Origin of the sequence: Streptomyces sp. NPDC088254 (genome assembly GCF_044740925.1) — a bacterium.
Classification (GTDB): Bacteria; Actinomycetota; Actinomycetes; order Streptomycetales; family Streptomycetaceae; genus Streptomyces.
In genome coordinates this window covers 216,913-235,818 of the sequence record NZ_JBIURQ010000008.1, presented here as the reverse complement: position 1 = coordinate 235,818, position 18,906 = coordinate 216,913, and the positions used below count along the sequence as shown (strand labels likewise).

Annotated in this window: 8 protein-coding genes; 4 read left to right on the top strand and 4 right to left on the bottom strand. The window is 70.5% G+C overall.

Annotated features, from left to right (window positions below):
- Window positions 1-149: 149 nt before the first annotated feature.
- Complete coding sequence (locus ACIOC0_RS23975) at window positions 150-1,631, top strand: protein kinase (RefSeq protein ID WP_402157400.1); 1,482 nt, start codon at window positions 150-152, stop codon at window positions 1,629-1,631.
- 28 nt (window positions 1,632-1,659) lie between these two features.
- Here ACIOC0_RS23975 and ACIOC0_RS23970 read toward each other — a convergent pair whose 3' ends face one another.
- Window positions 1,660-3,711, bottom strand: coding sequence for an N-6 DNA methylase (locus tag ACIOC0_RS23970; protein WP_402157398.1), 2,052 nt, complete (start codon window positions 3,709-3,711; stop codon window positions 1,660-1,662).
- Between the two features lie 224 nt (window positions 3,712-3,935).
- A complete protein-coding gene (locus ACIOC0_RS23965; protein WP_402157397.1) occupies window positions 3,936-4,904 on the bottom strand; it encodes a serine/threonine-protein kinase in 969 nt (322 codons plus the stop codon).
- A gap of 213 nt (window positions 4,905-5,117) precedes the next feature.
- On the opposite strand from ACIOC0_RS23965, the gene ACIOC0_RS23960 reads away from it, so the two are divergent.
- From ACIOC0_RS23960 to ACIOC0_RS23950, 3 genes are all read left to right on the top strand, one after another.
- Window positions 5,118-10,397, top strand: coding sequence for a DEAD/DEAH box helicase (locus ACIOC0_RS23960; protein ID WP_402157396.1), 5,280 nt, complete (start codon window positions 5,118-5,120; stop codon window positions 10,395-10,397).
- Window positions 10,398-10,523: 126 nt separating this feature from the next.
- The gene (locus tag ACIOC0_RS23955) at window positions 10,524-13,493 is read left to right on the top strand and encodes a helicase-related protein (RefSeq protein WP_402157395.1); all 2,970 of its coding nucleotides are present in this window, start codon (window positions 10,524-10,526) and stop codon (window positions 13,491-13,493) included.
- Window positions 13,490-17,641, top strand: coding sequence for an Eco57I restriction-modification methylase domain-containing protein (locus ACIOC0_RS23950; protein ID WP_402157394.1), 4,152 nt, complete (start codon window positions 13,490-13,492; stop codon window positions 17,639-17,641). Before ACIOC0_RS23955 ends, ACIOC0_RS23950 begins: the two co-directional genes overlap by 4 nt.
- Window positions 17,642-17,665: 24 nt before the next feature.
- Here the strand turns inward: ACIOC0_RS23950 and ACIOC0_RS23945 are convergent, their stop codons facing one another.
- Window positions 17,666-17,869 carry a DUF397 domain-containing protein gene (locus ACIOC0_RS23945; protein WP_402157391.1) on the bottom strand — a complete coding sequence of 68 codons (204 nt, stop codon included), beginning with the start codon at window positions 17,867-17,869 and terminating at the stop codon, window positions 17,666-17,668.
- Window positions 17,866-18,741 carry a Scr1 family TA system antitoxin-like transcriptional regulator gene (locus tag ACIOC0_RS23940; protein ID WP_402157389.1) on the bottom strand — a complete coding sequence of 292 codons (876 nt, stop codon included), beginning with the start codon at window positions 18,739-18,741 and terminating at the stop codon, window positions 17,866-17,868. The genes ACIOC0_RS23945 and ACIOC0_RS23940 overlap by 4 nt, the downstream gene beginning before the upstream one ends.
- Window positions 18,742-18,906 lie beyond the last annotated feature (165 nt).

Below are 18,906 nucleotides of genomic sequence, written 5' to 3'. Positions count from 1 at the left end.
GGTGCCCAGAGCAGCGGGAGTCCGAGGACGTCCGGGCACCACTAGAGCATGGCATAAATCTGTGAACTGAGTCCATGGACGACTCATGTCTAGAAACTTTCACGCTACGCTGGTGGGTCTGATGCGCAGTGGTGCGAAGGGGCACAGTGGTGGACGCGGATACGTACAAGCCCGGCGTGGGTGATCTGGTCGACGGGCGCTACGAGTTGAAGGACTCTCTGGGCAAGGGCGGGATGGCCCAGGTCTGGCGGGCCCGAGAGGTGTCCGGGGGGCGGGAGGTGGCGGTGAAGTTCCTGCGCCACGACTCCGAGGCCCTGTACTGCCTCGACCCGTACGAGCGTGAGGCCGAACTCGCCGTCAGGAACGCCCGGTTCCGGCGCGAGGCCAACCTCCTGGGCACGCTCGATCATCCGGGAATCACCGAACTGTATGGGAGCGGATCGCACCGGGGCGTCCCCTACATCGCCATGCGCCTGGTGACCGGAGTGAGTCTGCGGACCTTCCTCGACGAGCACAGCCCCCTGCCCCTGGCCACGGCGGTTGCCGTCGCCATCCAGGTGGCAGGGGCGTTGGCCTGCGCACACACGCTCCCGGTCGTACACCGGGACCTCAAGCCCGCGAACATCATGATCGACGAAGAGGGGTGGGTCGTCCTCATCGACTTCGGCATCGCCAAGCCGCTGCACGCCGACGCCACCCGTTACACGGCGCACGGTTCGACGCTTGGCACCCGCGGCTATCTGGCGCCGGAGCAGCTCCTGGAGCGCGAGCCCACCACGCGCACGGATGTCTACTGCTTCGGCTGCATCTTCTACGAACTCCTCACCGGGCGGCCCCCGTTCCCGCTCGGCGCGGAGGTCGGCCTGACCGACAAGCACCTCAACGAGGTGCCGCTGCCGCCGAGTATGTACGCCGCGGGCATCCCGGAGCCGATCGACGATCTGGTGCTGCGGATGCTCGCCAAGAAGCCCGAGCAGCGCCCGGCCGTTGACGAGGTCCTGGAGGTCCTCGACCCGTTCGCCCCGGGGGTCGGCGATCTCGAGCCCCGGCCCCGCACCCACCCCGACCCCACCGCCCCCATGCGTCGGCCGCCGGATCGGGCTGTTCGTCCGCGCCCGATTGCTCTCACGCTGCCTGTCGCGTCCGCACCGGCCGACGAGTGGCTGGACGCCCGCGTGGTGGAACAGCTATGCGCGCAGGCCGAGTCGGAGATCGCGTCCGGTGAGCCGGGTGACGCGATCGACCGGCTGCACGGTCTGACAGAACGGGTCCGCAAGGAGTGGGGTGAGCGGCGCCCTCTGGTGCGTCGCGTGTGGCAGGGGGCTGCGGACGGATTCCGCCTCTCCGGCAACTTCGGCGCTGCGGCCCGCCTCTACCAGGCTGTCGACAACGATCTCATTCACGGGGACGGTCCGGCCGAGCGGGCCGATCGCGCGCTGATCCGGCTGCGCCTGGCCGAGTGCCGGCTCACGTTCGGGGAACTGGAGGCGGCCATTGCGGCGGTTGACACGGCGGGCCGCACCGCCGCCGGACTGCCACCGGAACTCGCGGCTCGTGTTGAGGCCGTACGCCACGCGGTCGACGCCCAGCTCACGGCCCGCCTGGCCGAGCCCAGGCGCAGGGAGGCGTGACGCCGACCCTTGCGGGCGAGCCGGTGTGCTACGCCTGGTTGGCCAGGCGTCCGGCAGCCAGTTCGTCGCCCAGGTCGCGGACAAGGCTGGTGCCGAGGTCGGCTGCGCGGCGCAACAGCCTTTCGAAGGCGGTGAGTTCGCGGAACGCCTCTCCGTAGCGCCGCTGTTCTCCGAGGGGAACCTGGCGGATCTGGAGACGGCGGACGTCGATGCGGGAGGAGTTCGTGGTGTGGGTGCCGGCCTGCCGGGCATTGGCGGGAGCCCGCAGTGAACCGGCGAGGAACCAGGTGTCGAGCTGTTCGGGCTGTACCCGCACGACATGCAGTTGTGGGCCGAGGGCGGTCGGCGGCCCCTCGTGGACCCAGGCGGAGAAGGCACGGGCGACGCCCACCACCACGATGTCCCCGGGTTCGGCGATCACGGCCTCGCCGGCCGCCGCGGTGCCGGGAGCGAGCCAGCTGCGGGGTTCGCCGTCCATCAGAAGATCGGGGACGGTGAGGAGGGGGATGCCGTCGTCGGACGGCGGGCCGGCGTGGATTGATTCCTCCGGCGGCTGCTGACCGCCGCGCAGGGTGAGCGCCCCGGCCCGGGCGAGCTCGGCGACTGTGGTTGCCGTCGGTGTGTCCGCCGCGGCCGTGGCGAGGTCGAGCGCCGCGAGCAGCCTGGCCGACTTGTTCACGTTCGCGGTGAGCCCGGTGAACTCCCGCCAGGATTCGGCCAGTCGGGGTGCCGTGTCCGCCGGGGACGGGGCAATGTGGCGTCCAGGGGTCAGGTCGACCTCGTCGTTGAGGAGTTCGATGACGGGCACCTGTCGTACGTAGGTAGATACCTGTGGGGAGTCCGCCTCTTCGACGGCCTCGCGCACGAAAGCGCTGATCGCCGCCCAGTCGGGGGTCCACTTCTCCTCCGGGTCCCGGGGGAAGCGCGAGGCCGCGTCGGCGACCAGCAGCCGATCGCCCACCGGTGTGCCTTCCCCGTGGGCGGGCATCCGCAGCACCCACAGGTGCAGGGAGACGCTGTGCGGTGCGGCGCAGCCCGGCGGCAACGCGACGACGGCCCGCAGTTGCCCGGTGCGCAGCAGCGAGCCGCGGATGCGGCGTCCGGCCTTCCTGGCCGCGACGGCGGGCGGCAGCAGCAGTACCGCGGCGCCGCCGGGCCGCAGCTGGGCCAGGCAGTGCTGGACCCAGGCGAGTTCAGGCTCGGTGCGCGGGGGAAGGCCGTGGCTCCAGCGAGCGTCGGTGGCCAACTCCTCGTATCCCCAGTCCCGTTCGTTGAACGGCGGGTTGCACAGGACGATGTCGGCGGGGGTGCCGGAGAACGGGTCGTCGCGTAGGGAGTCCGCAGCCCGTACGGAGACCTGCGCCCATTCCTTCTTCCTGTGGCCCTCGTTCTCGGCGAGGGCCAAGCGGGAGTCCGCCAGCGAGGCGAGGACGGCGTCCCGGTCACTGCCGAGCAGCGTGAGTGCCTCGGCGCCGGATGCCCTCGCGGCGTCGGCCCCGGCCAAGAGGAGATGCCCGGGGCCGCAAGCAGGGTCCATGACCGTGGTGCCGCCGGAGCTGCCCGCGCTATCGCCCACCACGCCGTTGGCCGCCCCGAGGGCGAGCTGCGCCATGAGGGATGCCAGCGGTTCCGGGGTCGTGGCGATCTGGCGCACATGGACGTCGAGCCAGCGGCGCAGCAGAAACGCGAACGTTTCCGTGCCCCCTTCACGCTGTCCGAGATCCACGGCCCGTTCGATCAGCTCCCGTGTGTCGGCACGGATCTCTTCACCTTCGCCGCTCACCCGCCCGGAGAGGAGCCGTCCTACCTCGGCGATCGCGGCCCCGGTCTCGTCACGCCCGCCGAGCGCCTCGAAACCGGGCCAGAGCCATTCCCTCTCGGCGGACTTCTTCAACTTTTTGTTGTCGCGCAGCCAGCCCTCGATGTCGGCCAAGGAGAATTGAGGGTTGGTGTCGGTGCCGGCGATCCGCTCGGGGAAGGACGGATGCCGCCGCCGCCAGTTGCTCACCGCGGCTCGTCCCACACCCGCAAGGCGGGCGATTTCGGCCAAGGTCACCGGTACGGCGCGCGACGTGGACATCTACACTCCCAGGGCATTTCTGGTGGAGGGAGGACTTTCCCCTCGGTCATGGGTGTGTGATCAAGCCACCCTTCCTCCGAACTGCATCGGTCAGCGTACATGACCATTGACTTTGTTCACAGATGCGTCATGGCGGGTTTGGGGGCGTACGTCGCGTTCTGGTCGGCGAGGCGCGCGGGTCAGCGCGACGGCCGGCCGTGCCGCCCTGGCGTCGCCCCCGTCCGTCAGGGTCGGCCGTTCCGCCCCGATGCCGCCCATGCCCGCACCGGCCGGGCCTCGGGTCCCATCGGGTGGGTGAAGGGCCGCAGCGGGTCAACCTCGGCCCACGGGGCGAGTGCCTGTTCGGGGGTGCGGCGTTCGGGCAGCCACACGGCTAGGCGCCGCCACACCTCGCCGGCGTGGGCGGGTCGCTCGTCGGGGTCCTTGGCCAGTAACTGAAGCACCAGGCCCTCCAGTTCGGAGGGGATGCCCGCGCGGAGCCTTCCGGGCGGTACGGGCGGCTGGTCAAGGATCATGCCGGGCAGCATCAGTTCGGACTCGTGCGTGAAGACCGGCTCACCCGTCAGCATCGCGTACAGCAGGCAGCCCAGCGCGTACAGATCGGTGCGGGGGTCGACCGGCTTGCCCCGCACCTGTTCCGGCGCCATGCACTCCAGACTGCCGGGGCGCTCACCGGTCGTAGTGAGGCCTGTGGTGTCCGGGTCGAGGAAGGCGGCGACGCCGAAGTCCAGGACCTTGACCACGCCGTCCGTGCGGATCACGACGTTGCTGCCCTTGAGGTCGCGGTGCACGACGTCACGGGCGTGTACCGAGCCCAGGACGGAGGCGATCTGGACGCCGATCGACGCGGTCTCCTCGATGGAGAGCGGGCCCGCCTCGACGATCCGGTCGTCGAGCGGGGGTCCGATCACGTACTGCATGACGAGAAAGCGGGTGCCGTTCTCCTCGCCGAGGTCGTAGACGGTGGCGAGGCCCGCGTGGTCGAGTCGCGCCACGGCCTGCGCCTCCCGGCGGAACCTTTCGGCGTCGCGGGCGCGCTGCTCCTCGGTGAGTCCCGGATCGACGTTCATGGTCTTCAGCGCCACGTCGCGGCCCAGGTTCTCGTCGTGGGCGAGCCAGACGACTCCCATGCCGCCCCGTCCGATGAGGCGCTTGATCCGGTAGCGACCGGCGATCAGTGTTCCGGTGTCCATTCGCGCTGCGGCCCGTCCCCTCCGTGCCCTGCCCGGGCTGGTGTCAGGGAGAGTGTGACACGGTGGTGCGTCGAATGGTGCCCGCGCGACGCTTTATTCGTTGACTGAGTTCACATGCTCTTGCTCTAATGGGGTGAAGGCGGGGCGGTTCGTCCCGTGCGCCTCACCCACTACGGTGATGCGTGGATCGCGTCGGGAGCTAGTGAGGATCACGTGGACGTCTTCGAGGTGCACCGTCGGCTCATCCGAGACTACAAGGAGTACACGTCCGGATCGGTGGTGATCGACGACCCGCGGATCGGCGACAAGGTGTCCAAGTCCCTTGCCGACGGCGACCAGTGGCCCGACCCCTGGCTCTCGCTCAACCCGAGCTTCGCGAGCGGCGGCACCGTCGACCACCTCGCCGACGACCTCGGCCTCCTCCATCCCGAGTGCAAGCGGATCTTCCGCACCGGCAAGGACAAGCGGGGCGCGACGATCCGTCCCATCCGCTTCCACCGGCACCAGCGCGACGCGATCGAGGCCGCCGACTCGAAGGACTCGTACGTCCTGACGACCGGCACCGGCTCAGGAAAGAGCCTCGGCTACATCGTGCCCATCGTCAGCCGGATCCTGAGCGAGAAGCGGCCCGGAGACCCCCCGAGCATCAAGGCGATCATCGTCTACCCGATGAACGCGTTGGCCAACAGTCAGCGGGGCGAGCTGAGGAAGTTCCTCACTGCCGGATACGGCGAGGGTGACGAGCCCGTCACGTACGCCCGTTACACCGGCCAGGAGAAGCAGTCCGAGAAGGACGCGGTCCTCGACACCCCCCCGGACATCCTGCTCACCAACTACGTGATGCTGGAGCTGATGCTCACCCGCCCCGAGGAGCGCAAGCGGCTCATCGGCCGGGCCAAGGGCCTGCGCTTCCTCGTCCTGGACGAACTGCACACCTACCGCGGTCGCCAGGGCGCCGACGTCGCCCTGCTGGTCCGGCGCGTGCGTGAGGCGTGCGAGTCGCCCGCCCTGCAGTGCGTCGGCACCTCCGCCACCATGTCCACCAAGGGCACCCCCGCCGCCCGCCGCCGTGAGGTTGCCGAGGTCGCCTCCACCCTGTTCGACACGGAGATCTCCCCGGACCGGGTGGTGGGTGAGACCCTGGTCCGCGCGACCGGCGACACGCCCCCCACGCGTGCCGAACTCGCCGCCCACGTAAGGGAGAACACCCCTTCGCTGGAGTACGACGCACTCAAGGCCGACCCGTTGGCCCGCTGGGTCGAGACCGCCTTCGGCCTCACCGAGACCACCGACGAGGACGGCACCCGCCTGCTGGTGCGCGCTAAGCCCACCACCGTGGAACTCGCCGCGCGCGCCCTGCGCGAGGACGCCTTCGACATCCCGCGCGACGCACCCGAAGACGGGCCCTACACTGCCTGCGCCAAGGCAATCCGGTCCACTCTCCGGGCCGGCACACAGGTCCGCGACGCCGACGACCGTGCACTGTTCGCGTTCCGCCTCCACCAGTTCCTCTCCAAGGGCGGCTCGGCGTACGTCTCCCTGGAGCCGGCGGACAGCCGCCACATCACCCGCACCTACCAGCAGCGGGTGCCCGGAGAGCCGGAGAAGCTCCTGCTGCCGCTGTCCTTCTGCCGTGAGTGCGGCCAGGAGTACCTCACCGTGGCCCGAGAGCAGAGCGACGACGGCACGATCTCCTTCCGCACCAGGGAGGACGCGGACGACGAACAGGGCTACCTCTACCTCTCGGCCACCAACGCCTGGCCCGAGCGTGTCACGGACGCGATCGACCAGCGCCGCTTCCCCGACAGCTGGCTCACCCTCGACCCGAAGAAGGGCACGCCCGTCCTCACCGCGAGCCGCAAGAAGCGCGCCCCGCAGCCCGTGTGGGTGAGGCCCGACGGCACGGCGGTGAACAAGGACGGGGACGGCCTGTACGCCGCCTACCTGCCCGCCCCGTTCCTGTTTTGCCTGGAGTGCGGGGTCAGCTACGAGCAGGTCAGGGAACGCGACTTCGCCAAGCTGATGACGCTCGACCAGGAGGGCCGCTCCACCGCCACCTCCGTCGTCAGCGCTTCCATCGTCCGCCACCTCAAGAGTCTGCCCGCGAGTGAACTCGACGACGAGGCCCGCAAGTTGCTCACGTTTGTCGACAACCGACAGGACGCCAGCCTGCAGTCGGGGCACTTCAACGACTTCGTCATGGTCACCCAGCTGCGCGGCGCCCTCTACCGCGCCATGCTGAAGGCGGGAGAGGCGGGCCTGCGCTGGAAGCGGCTGGGCGAAGAGGTCGTGGCCGCCATGGGGCTGGCCCGTCACGAGTACGCCAACAACCCCACCGAGGTGGAGGCGCTCGCCGAGGAGACGCTGAACGCACTGGCCCAGGTGGCCGAGTACCGGCTCTTCCTCGACCTGGAGCGCGGCTGGCGGATCACCATGCCCAACCTGGAGCAGACCGGTCTGCTGGGCCTGGAGTACGCGGGGCTCGACCAGATCGCCCAGGACGAGGAGCGCTGGCAGCGCGCCGCCGGGCCGCTGCGCACCGCGACCCCTGCCACCCGGCTCGACCTAGCCCGCGTCCTCATGGACGAGCTGCGCCGCCAGCGCGCCGTGGACACCCCGTACTTCACCGAGGCCAAGTTCAACGAGCTGCGCAAGGAGTCCGCCAAGCTCAGCGACGCCTGGGCCATCGCCGAGACCGAGTCCGCGCCCCCCGCGCCCGGCGTCGCGGTGGCCCGCTCCGGCCAGCCGGGCCGCTCCGGGCGCACTCGCAGCGAGCTGAACCTCACCGGCCGCACCGCCTTCGGCCGCCACGTCCGCAAGCCGGAGACCTTCCCGGGCTGGGGGCACGACCTCTCCCTCGACGACGCCCAGAAGGTGATCCGCGACCTGCTGGAGGTTCTCGCCGACGGCGGTGTCCTGAGCCGGATCACCCAGGGTCGGGGCGAGGACCCCGGCTACCAGATTCACCACCCGGTGATCCGCTGGCACGCCCGCGACGACGAGCACGGCGCCGTGGACCGGCTGCGCCGCACCTACCGCACCGGCCGGGGCCCCCGCGTCAACGCCTTCTTCAAGGGTCTCTACAAGGAGGTCGCGTCCACCTTCGCCGGACTGCACGCCGCAGAGCACACCGCGCAGGTTCACCCGGACGTCCGCGAGGAGCGGGAGAAGCTGTTCAGCAAGGGCGTGCCGCTGCCCTTGCTGTACTGCTCGCCCACGATGGAACTCGGCGTCGACATCGCCAGCCTCAACGCCGTCAACCTCCGTAACGTCCCGCCGACCCCCGCGAACTACGCGCAGCGCTCGGGCCGCGCGGGCCGCTCGGGCCAGCCCGCACTGGTCACCACGTACTGCGCGACCGGCAACAGCCACGACCAGTACTACTTCACCCGCTCCGACCAGATGGTCGCGGGCACCGTCGCCGCGCCCCGCCTCGACCTGGCCAACGAGGACCTGCTCGCCTCGCACGTGCACGCCATCTGGCTCGCCGAGACCCGTTTGGAACTCGGCCGCACCATGACCAAGATCCTCGACACCGACGGGAAGACCCCCTCGCTGGAGCTGCTGCCCGGGGTGCGGGAGCAGATCGGCACGCCGGCCGCCCAGCAGCGCGCCCTGGCACGGGCTCGCGCCGTCCTCGCGGGCTGTGTCGACGCCCTGCGCGAGACGTCCTGGTGGCACGAGCAGTGGCTGGAGGACACCGTCGCCAAGGCCCCCGGGCGTTTCGACGAGAAGTGCGGACGCTGGCGGAACCTCTACCGCAAGGCCCTGGAGGAGCGGGAGATCCAGCATGACAACATCCGCAACCGCACGGCGACCGGCCGCTCCCAGGCCCAGGCCGTCCGCCGCCGCGCCCAGGCGGAGAACCAGATCGCGCTCCTGGAGAACAGGCAGGGAGGCGAGCGCACGGTGCTGTCCGACTTCTACCCGTACCGCTACTTCGCCTCCGAGGGCTTCCTGCCCGGCTACTCCTTCCCCCGGCTGCCGCTCGCCGCGTACATCCCCGGCACCGGCCGCACCAGCCGCGGCTACGACGGTGACTACCTCCAGCGCTCCCGGTTCATCGCGATCCGCGAGTTCGGGCCGGGCGCGCTGATCTACCACGAGGGCAGCCGGTTCAAGGTTGACCGGGTGCAGCTGCCGCCGGACACCAGCGGCGAACTGACCACAGAGAGTGCCAAGGTGTGCCAGGGCTGCGGCTATCTGTCCCCCGAGGAGCGGCGCGAGGACACCTGCCTGGGCTGCGGCAGCTCGTACGGCGACCCCCGCACCGGGCTGCTGCACCTGCACACCGTCTTCACCCACCGTCGTGACCGGATCTCCTCCGACGAGGAGGAGCGCCAGCGCACCGGCTACGCGGTGGAGATCTCCTACCGTTTCAAGCAGCACGAGGACGGCCGGGACGGTTCGCTGCGCGCCGAGGCCAAGGCCGCGGCCGGCCGCCTCCTCGCCGAACTGGTCTACGGCGACAGCGCCACCGTCCGGCTCACCAACCTGGGCTACCGCCGCTCGGTCGCCAAGGGCGAGATCGGCTTCTGGCTCGACCCCGTCACCGGCCAGTGGCTGGCCGGCTCGACCGGCAGGCAGAGCACGAGCGCGCCCGGCCGGGAAACTCCGGTGGAGGACGAGGGCCTCGTCGACGCGGAGAAGGTCGTGCGCAAGATCCCCGTCATCCCGTACGTCCAGGACACCCGCAACATCCTCGTCCTCAAGCTCGCGGCCCCCGTCGACAAGGACACCGCGATCACCCTCCAGTACGCGCTGGAGCGGGGCATCGAGGCCGAGTTCCAGCTGGAGGACTCCGAGCTGGACACCGAGGAGCTGCCGCCGCACGACGGTCCCCGCGAGCGGCTGCTGTTCATCGAGAGCGCCGAGGGCGGCGCGGGCGTCCTGCGCCGCCTCCAGGCCGAGCCCGACGCGCTCGCCCGCGCCGCCCGCCGGGCCCTGGAGATCGCGCACTTCGACCAGGTCGGGCGCGACCGGGGAGCCGAGAAGCGCAACGGTGACCCGTGCGAGAAGGGCTGCTACGACTGCCTGCTCTCCTTCGGCAACCAGCGCCACCACCGGATGATCGACCGCCACCTGGTGAAGCAGCTGCTGATGGATCTCGCGGGCGGTGAGGTCGGCTCCAGCCACGCCGGCCGCACCCGCGACGAGCAGGCCGACGCGCTCATCGAGGGCGCCGACTCCTCCCTGGAAGGGCGGTTCGTCGCCTACCTCAGGACCCACGGCCACCGCCTGCCCGACCACCAGCAGGTCAGGCTGAGCGCGGCCCTGTCCAAGCCGGACTTCGTCTACGACACCTCCTTCGGCCCCGTCGCGGTCTTCGTCGACGGCCCGCACCACGACCACGCGGAGACGACGCTGCGCGACGAGGAGGCCGCGGAGCGGCTGAAGGAGATCGGCTGGGAGGTCATCCGTATCCGCTACGACGACGACTGGTCGAAGGCCGTGGCCGACTACCCTTCGGTGTTCGGCGAGGCGCGCCGCTGATCTCAGGGCCCGGGGCGGACCCCCTTCGGTCCGCCCCGGGCCCACGGACTGCACGCGATCCGCCCGGCCACTGCCCCGGCTGACCCGCCCGAATCACCCCTACCGCCCCGACCCCGGAAGGCCCGCATGACCACCGCCGCCCAGCCGACCCGGCAGTACGCCGTCGGCTCCCTCGTCCACGCCCGGGGCCGTGAGTGGGTCGTGCTGCCCGACTCCACACCCGACCTGCTGGTCCTGCGCCCGCTCGGCGGCGCCGACGACGACATCGCGGGCGTCCTGCCCGGCCTGGAGACCGTCGTCCCCGCCACCTTCGCCCCGCCCACCCCCTCCGACCTCGGCGACCAGCAAGCCGCCGGGCTGCTGCGCACCGCCCTGCGCATCGGCTTCCGCTCCGGCGCGGGCCCCTTCCGGTCGCTCGCCTCGATCGCCGTCGACCCCCGCCCCTACCAGCTGGTCCCGCTGCTGATAGCGCTGCGTCAGGACACCGTCCGGCTGCTGATCGCCGACGACGTCGGTATCGGCAAGACCGTGGAGGCCGGGCTGATCGCCGCCGAGCTGCTGGCGCAGGGCGACGCCCGAGGCCTGGTCGTGCTGTGCTCGCCCGCCCTGGCCGAGCAGTGGCGGGCCGAGCTGTACGGCAAGTTCGGCATCGACGCCCGTCTCGTGCTGCCGTCCACGATCGGCCGTCTGGAGCGTGAGACCCCGTACGGCCAGTCGGTGTTCCGCCCGGACGGCGCGTACGTCGTCTCCACCGACTTCATCAAGTCCCCCCGCCACCGCGAGGACTTCCTGCGCCACTGCCCCGATCTGGTGATCGTCGATGAGGCGCACTCCTGCGTCTCCGACACCACGGTCGGCGCGTCCGCCCGTTCCTCCCAGCAGCGGTACGCGCTGCTGCGCGCCCTCGCCGACCGGACCGACCGCCACCTCCTGCTGGTCACGGCCACCCCGCACAGCGGCAAGGAGGAGCCCTTCCGCCGCCTGATCGGCCTGCTCGACGACCGTCTGGCCGCCGTCCCCCTCGACACCGACGCGGGCCGAAGGCTGCTCGCCGAGTTCTTCGTGCAGCGCCGCCGCGCCGACATCCGCGAAGACTTCCAGGACGGCGCGCACTTCCCGTCCTCCCGGGACACCGCCGAGACCGCCTACACCCTGCACCGCGACTACAAGAAGCTCCTCGACGAGGTCCTGTCGTACGCCCGCGAGACCGTACGCGCGGCCGACGGCGCCCTCCAGCAGCGCCAGCGCTGGTGGTCCACCCTCGCCCTGCTGCGCACCCTGTCCTCCTCTCCGGCCGCCGCCGTGCAGTCCCTGAACACGCGCGCCGGCGTCGAGGAGGCGGACACCCCCGCCGAGGCGGACCGCACCGGGGAGCGCACCGTCTCCGACCCGGCCGACAGCGAGGCCCCCGAATCCGCGGACGCCGTACCGGGCACCCGCCTCCCCAAGGCCCCCGGAGCCACGGCCACCGGCACCGACGCCACCAGCGCCGAGGCCGACGACGAGGAGAAGGCCCGCCTGGTCGCGATGGCCGAAGCGGCCAAGAAGCTTTACGGCCCGACCCGCGACGCCAAGCTGAAGAAGCTGATCGCCACCGTCTCCGACCTCCTCGACCAGGGCTACCGGCCCATCGTCTTCTGCCGCTATATCGCGACCGCCGACTACGTGGCCGACCACCTCAAGAAAATCCTCAACAAGAAGGGCACCGAACACCCGGTCGCGGTCGCCTCCGTCACCGGCGAACTCTCGCCCGACCAGCGGGTCACCCGCATCGCCGAGCTGACCGGCACCGACGAGGAGGGCAACCCCGCGCCCGAGCGTCGCGTCCTGGTCGCCACCGACTGCCTCTCCGAGGGCGTCAACCTCCAGGAGTCCTTCGACGCGGTCCTCCACTACGACCTCGCGTGGAATCCGACCCGCCACGAGCAGCGCGAGGGCCGCGTCGACCGTTTCGGCCAGCGCACCGACGTCGTCAAGGCGCTCACCCTGTACGGCGCCGACAACCCCGTCGACGGCATCGTCCTCAACGTCCTGCTCCGCAAGCACGAGCGCATCCGCCGCGTCACCGGCATCTCCGTGCCCGTGCCGCAGGAGTCCGAGAGCGCCATGCGGGCTGTCTTCGAGGGCCTGATCCTGCGCGGCGAGCGGGCGGCCTACGAGCAGGAAGGGCTGTTCGCACAGGAGGAGGTGGCCGAGCAGCTGGAGATCGCCTGGCAGTCCTCCGCCGAGAGGGAGAAGCGCTACCGCTCCCGCTACGCCCAGCTCACCATCAAGAAGGACGAGGTGGCCGCCGAGGTCGACGAGGTCCGTGCCGCGCTCGGCACCGGCGAGGAGGTACGGGACTTCACCCGCCGCGCCCTGGGCGCCCTGAGCGGTATGCCCGCCCCCACGAAGCAGGGCGGCTTCACCGCGCACACCGACGCCCTTCCGGAGGGCCTGCGCGACACCATTTCGCATGCGCTCGGCCCCCGCCACCCTCGCCCGGTCGTCTTCCACGACGCCCCCAGCGCCCCGCGCGGCGAGGCCGCCCTCACCCGCACCGACCCGGTGGTCGCCGCCGTCGCCCGCTTCGTCCTGGACGCGGCCCTCGACGACGCCGGCAAGGTCCCGCAGTCGCAGCGCCCGGCCCGCCGCTGCGGAGTCATCCGTACGAAGGCCGTGGAACGGAACACCACGCTCCTGCTCGTGCGCCACCGCTTCCAGCTGAACCTGCCCGCCCGCGACGGCTCGGTGCGCGAGCAGCTCGCCGAGGACGCCCGCGTGGTCGCCTACCGAGGCCGGCCCGACGCCCCCGAGTGGCTTCCGGAGGACGAGGCCGTGGCCCTCCTCGACGCCCGCGCCACACAGAACACCGACCCGAAGTTCGCCACCGAGCACATCGCCGAGATCCTGGCCGCCCTGCCCGCGATCATGCCCGAACTACGGGACCAGTCAGCCGAGTTGGGTCGCACCCTGGAGGCCTCGCACCGCAGGGTCCGCACCGCCTCCCGCGCCCGCCTCGCGGGCCTGAAGGTCGTCCCCCAGGGCGACCCGGACATCCTGGGCGTGTACCACTACCGCCCGGCCCCGACGTTCCCCCAGGGAGTGGGCGCATGAGTACCGCCAGGACCCTCGTCACCGACACCGTCGCCACCGTCGGCGGCCTCCTGCCGTACGACCTCCTGGTCCGGATCAAGGAGGGCAAGGAGCAGACCGGCTCCAAGCCCGCCGACTACCGCCTGTACGCCAAGGGCGACTCGGTACGGGACGCCGCCGAGCGCTCCTGGGGCTACCTGCGCGGCGTGTGGGCCGCCTACCAGGACGCCCTGGCCCGCGACGGCGCCGACGCCGACCCCGGCGTGCACGCGATCGGCGTCACCACCGAACGCTGGCTGCTGCCCCTCTTCGAGCAGCTCGGCTTCGGTGCCCTCACCCCCGTCCCCGCGCCCGGCCTGCCCTCCCACGACCGGGAGAAGGACTTCGAGGTCAGCCACCACTGGGCGCACGTCCCCGTCCACCTCACCGGCTGGAACGTCCCCCTCGACACACGCACCTCCGAACTGGCCAAGCAGGCCCCCCAGTCGATGGTGCAGGAATACCTCAACCGCTCGGCGGACTCCACCCTCTGGGGCGTCCTCTCCAACGGCCGCCAGCTGCGTCTGCTGCGCGAGTCCGCCTCCCTCACCGGCGCCGCCTTCATCGAGTTCGACCTCCAGGCGATCTTCGACGGCGACCGCTCCGACGACTTCGTCCTCCTGTGGCGGTTGCTGCACCGCACCCGCTTCGAGCCCCGCGCCGAGGGCGAGCCGGCCGCGACCTGCCCGCTGGAGAAGTGGCGCACCGAGGCCATCGACAGCGGCACCCGCGCGCTGAAGGAACTCCGCAAGGGCGTCGAGAAGGCCCTGACCGTGATCGGCACCGGCCTGATCACCCACCCCGACAACGCCGACCTGCGCGACGCCCTACGCACCCGCGACAAGAACGTCCGCGACGACCTCCACCCTGCCCTGCTCCGCCTCGCCTACCGCCTGCTGTTCCTCTTCGTCACCGAGGACCGCGACCTGCTCCTGCACCCCGACGCCACCGAGCAGGCCCGCGACACGTACGAGAAGTACTTCTCCACGGCCCGCCTGCGCCGCGTCGCCCGCCGCACCGGCACCCTCCACGGCGACCGGTGGCAGGCGCTGCGGCTGGTCATGGAAGGCCTCGGCACCCCCGGCGGCCGCCCCGAACTCGGACTCCCGGCGCTGGGCGGCCTGTTCGAGCCCACCGCCACGGACGCGATCCTGGACGGCCTCAGCCTGTCCAACCAGTCCCTGTACAAGGCCGTACGCGCCCTGTCCGAGGTGTACGACGCCAAGCTGGGCCGCCCCCGCAAGGTCGACTACCGCCACCTCGGCGCCGACGAGCTCGGCTCGGTCTACGAGTCCCTGCTCGAACTGGAGCCGCGCCTCGGCGAGGGCAACGAGTACGTCCTGGCCAAGCTGGACGGCAACGACCGCAAGACCTCCGGCTCCTACTACACCCCGTCCCCCCTCATCGACTGCCTCCTCGACTCCGCGCTTGACCCGGTGATCGAGCAGGCGGTCCGCTCCGGTACGACGCGGAAGGAGCGCGAGGACGCCCTGCTCGCCCTGACGGTGTGCGACCCCGCATGCGGCTCCGGTCACTTCCTCGTCGCCGCCGCCCGCCGTATCGCCCGCCGCCTCGCCGAGATCCGCACCGACGACCCCGAGCCGAGCGCCGAGGACGTACGGCACGCGCTGCGGGACGTCATCGCGCGGTGCGTGTACGGCGTCGACCTCAACAAGATGGCCGTGGAGCTGGCCAAGGTGTCCCTGTGGATCGAGGCGATGGAACCGGGCCGGCCGCTCACCTTCCTCGACGCCCACATCAAGCACGGCAACGGGTTGCTGGGCACGACGCCGAAGCTGCTGGCCGGGGGCCTGCCGGACGACACGTTCAAGCCGCTTGAGGGCGACGAGCCCAAGCACGTCACCGACCTGAAGAAGCGCAACGCGGCGGAGCGGACGGCGTGGAAGGTCGCGCTGCGCCACGGGGCGAAGCAGGACGCGCTGTTCGCGGAGGAGGAGGTGCTGGCCGAGTCCAACGCGGAGTTCGGTGAGAAGGTCTCGGCGATCACGGGGACGGACTCGCAGGAACTGGAGGACGTCCGGAACCAGGCCAAGGCATACCGCGAGCTGACCACCTCCCCGGACTACATCCGGGCACTGGAGCTGGCCGACGCGTGGTGCGCGGCGTTCGTCTGGAAGAAGACGAAGACGGCGACGCCGCCCGCGCTGACCACGAAGTCCTTGCTGACCCTGCACTCCGAGGACGGCGGCGCGAGCCTGCCGGGCGGCACGGTGGAGGAGGTCGTACGGCTGCGGGAGGAGTACCGGTTCTTCCACTGGCACCTGGAGTTCCCGGAGGTGTTCCGGGTTCCGGCGGATGCGGAGGCGCCGGGGGTGGACGAGCGGACCGGGTGGAAGGGCGGGTTCAGCTGTGTGCTGGGGAATCCGCCGTGGGAACGGGTCAAGCTCCAGGAACAGGAGTTCTTCGCCACCCGTGACGAGAAGATCGCGAACGCCGCGAACAAGGCGGCCCGTGAGCGCATGATCGACGCGCTGGCCGAGAGCGAGGAGGAGACGGACCGCACGCTGCACACCGAGTTCATCGACGCGCGCCGCCTCTCCGAGGGCGTCAGCCATCTGCTGCGAGACTCGGGCCGCTTCCCGCTGGCCGGACGGGGTGACGTCAACACGTACGCCGTCTTCGCCGAGGCCGCCTCCCTGGGCATCGCGCCGACCGGGCGGCTGGGCCTGGTCCTGCCGACCGGCATCGCCACCGACGCGACGACGGCGCCGTTCTTCTCGGACCTTGTGCGTACCGCGCGGCTCGCGTCGTTCCTGGATTTCGAGAACGAGGCGTTCATCCTCAGCCGGGACGTGCATCACTCGGTGCGCTTTTCCCTGTTCACCGTCACCGGCGTCGGCGCGCGCGTCGACGAGGCGTCCTTCGCCTTCGGCACCCGGTACATGGAGGACCTGGACGGCCGGCGGTTCGCCATGCCCCCGGAGGAGATCCTGCTGGTCAACCCCAACACGGGCACCCTTCCGGTGTTCCGTACCCGGCGGGACGCGGAAATTACCCTTGGGATCTACCGCCGAGCCCCGGTGCTGATGAAGGAGCCGGACGAGAACGGCTGGGGCGGGACTAATCCGTGGGGCCTGACGTTCATGCGCATGTTCGACATGTCCAACGACTCCCATCTGTTCCGGGGCAAGCAGGAACTGGAGGATGAGGGCTGGCAGCTGACCGGCAACGTCTTCACGCGCATCGATGAAGAGGGGAAGACACGCCGCTATCTCCCGCTGTACGAGGCGAAGATGCTCCACCACTTCGACCACCGTCTCGGCACGTACGAGGGCCAGACTCAGGCCCAGGCCAACGTCGGCACCCTCCCGCGTGTGACGCTGGAACAGCACGACGACCCCGACTTCGCTCCGATGCCCCGGTACTGGGTGCCCGAGTTCGACGTGGACTCGGGGAAGCGGGACAAGAAGCTGAACCCGATCATGTGGCCCGGAGTCAAGACGCGGCTGGCGGACCGGGAGTGGTGGAATGGGTGGCTGATGGGATGGCGGAACATCGCCCGGTCCACGGACTCGCGAACGATGGTGGCCACTGTGCTTCCCCCATTCGGGGTCGGTCATAGCTACCCGCTGATGTTTCCCCGGGATGCGGAATCTGCGGCTCTGCTCCAGGGATGCCTTTCCTCGTTCGCTTTCGACTACGTCATTCGGCAGAAGATCGCGGGCACGAACCTGACGTTCGGATATCTCTACCAGCTCCCAGTTCCGCGGCTCGCAGACTTCCAGGCGACCCTCGGAGGGACACGTTGGTTCATTGATCGCGTTGTAGAACTGGCCTACACCAGCACTGACATGGGGGGCTTTGCAAAGGACCTCGGCTACTCGGGAGCATCCTTCAGGTGGGATGAAGAACGCCGTGAGCTGCTGCGCGCGGAGTTGGATGCTGCGTTCTTCCAGCTCTACGGCGTCGCCCGTACTGACGTGGAGTACGTGATGGACACGTTCTCCAGGATCAAGAGCGATGACGAGGCCGCCCTTGGCGGCGCCTACCGCACCAAGAACCTCATCCTCGACCTCTACGACCGCATGGAAGAGGCCCGGGCAACCGGCGACGAGTACCGAACCGTGCTGGACCCGCCGCCGGGGAAGGGCCCGCGTCACGCGGCCTGAGCGCCGCAGTCTCGGGCGGGCGGGTCAGAACCCGTCCCGCCCGAGGTCCGCGACGAACCCGGCCCACGCGCCCCGCGTGAACGCGAGTTGCGGACCACCGCTCCGTTCCTTGGAGTCCCGCACGCGGACGGCGGTCCCGTCGGCGGCGACCTCGACGCACTCGCCGCCTTCGTCACCGCTGTAGCTGCTCTTGAACCAGCTGAGCCGTATGGGCTGTTCGGTGTTCATAGGTCTCCCAGCATCTTCTCGATCAGGCGCAGGGACTCGCGCGGAGTGAGCGCCTGTCCCCGGATGCTTCCATGCTTCGCGGCGAGAACACGTACCTCGTCCGGGTCGGTGATCAGACGGCTGATGTGCTGGACCTCCAGGTAGGCAACCTGTGGCTTGCCCTTCGGGGTGAGCAGAGTGAACGGGCCGCCCATTCCGGCGTGATCCTGACTGGTCGTCGGCATAACCTGGATTTCCACGTGGCGCAGATCGCCGGTCTCGAGCAGGTGCTCCAACTGCTCACGCTGAATGTCCAGTCCGCCGAACGGTTGGCGCAGCACACTCTCCTGGATGATGGCACTCACTGTCGGCGGTGGCCAGCGAGTCATCAGCTCCTGACGTGCCATCCTCGCGGTGACGCGCTGCTCGATCGTCTCCTCGTCGAAGAGCGGCTGTCGGCTGGCGAACACAGCCCGTGCGTACTCCTTGGTCTGCAACAGCCCCGGCACCGCCTGGTTGGCGAAGTAGCAGAGTTGGACCGCCTCCGCCTCCAACCGCGCATAATCACGAAACCACTCCGGATGCCGCACCCTCCTCCGCGCCCGCGCCCGCTCCACATCCTCCGCCGCAGACGCCAGCAGCCCCCCGCACTCCAGCAGCTCATCCACCGCGACCAGCAGTTCAGGTTGGGGCGTCCGCCGCCCCCGCTCCACGGACGAGATGGTCTCCTCGCCGTACCCGAGTCGGTCGCCCAGCTCCTTCTGGCTCATCCCGGCCCGTGCCCGCGCGACCTTGATCTGCCGCCCGAGCGCCCGGAACAGGTCGGCCACCTCGTCCGTACCGTCCGCCTCACCGCCGGTGGGGACCCCCGAACCGCCCGCCCGTGCCGCCATCCCGTACCACCGCCCACTTCCGTCGTACCAGGGGCGAACCGCCGAACGTCCGGCCAGGTCACTGCCGTACGCCCGGACATCCCGCCCTCCGCCCCGGGACAGTCACCCTGCGTACCGCCCCGCACCCTCCACACAGTAGAAGCACTCCGTCACTCTCGGTGAGGT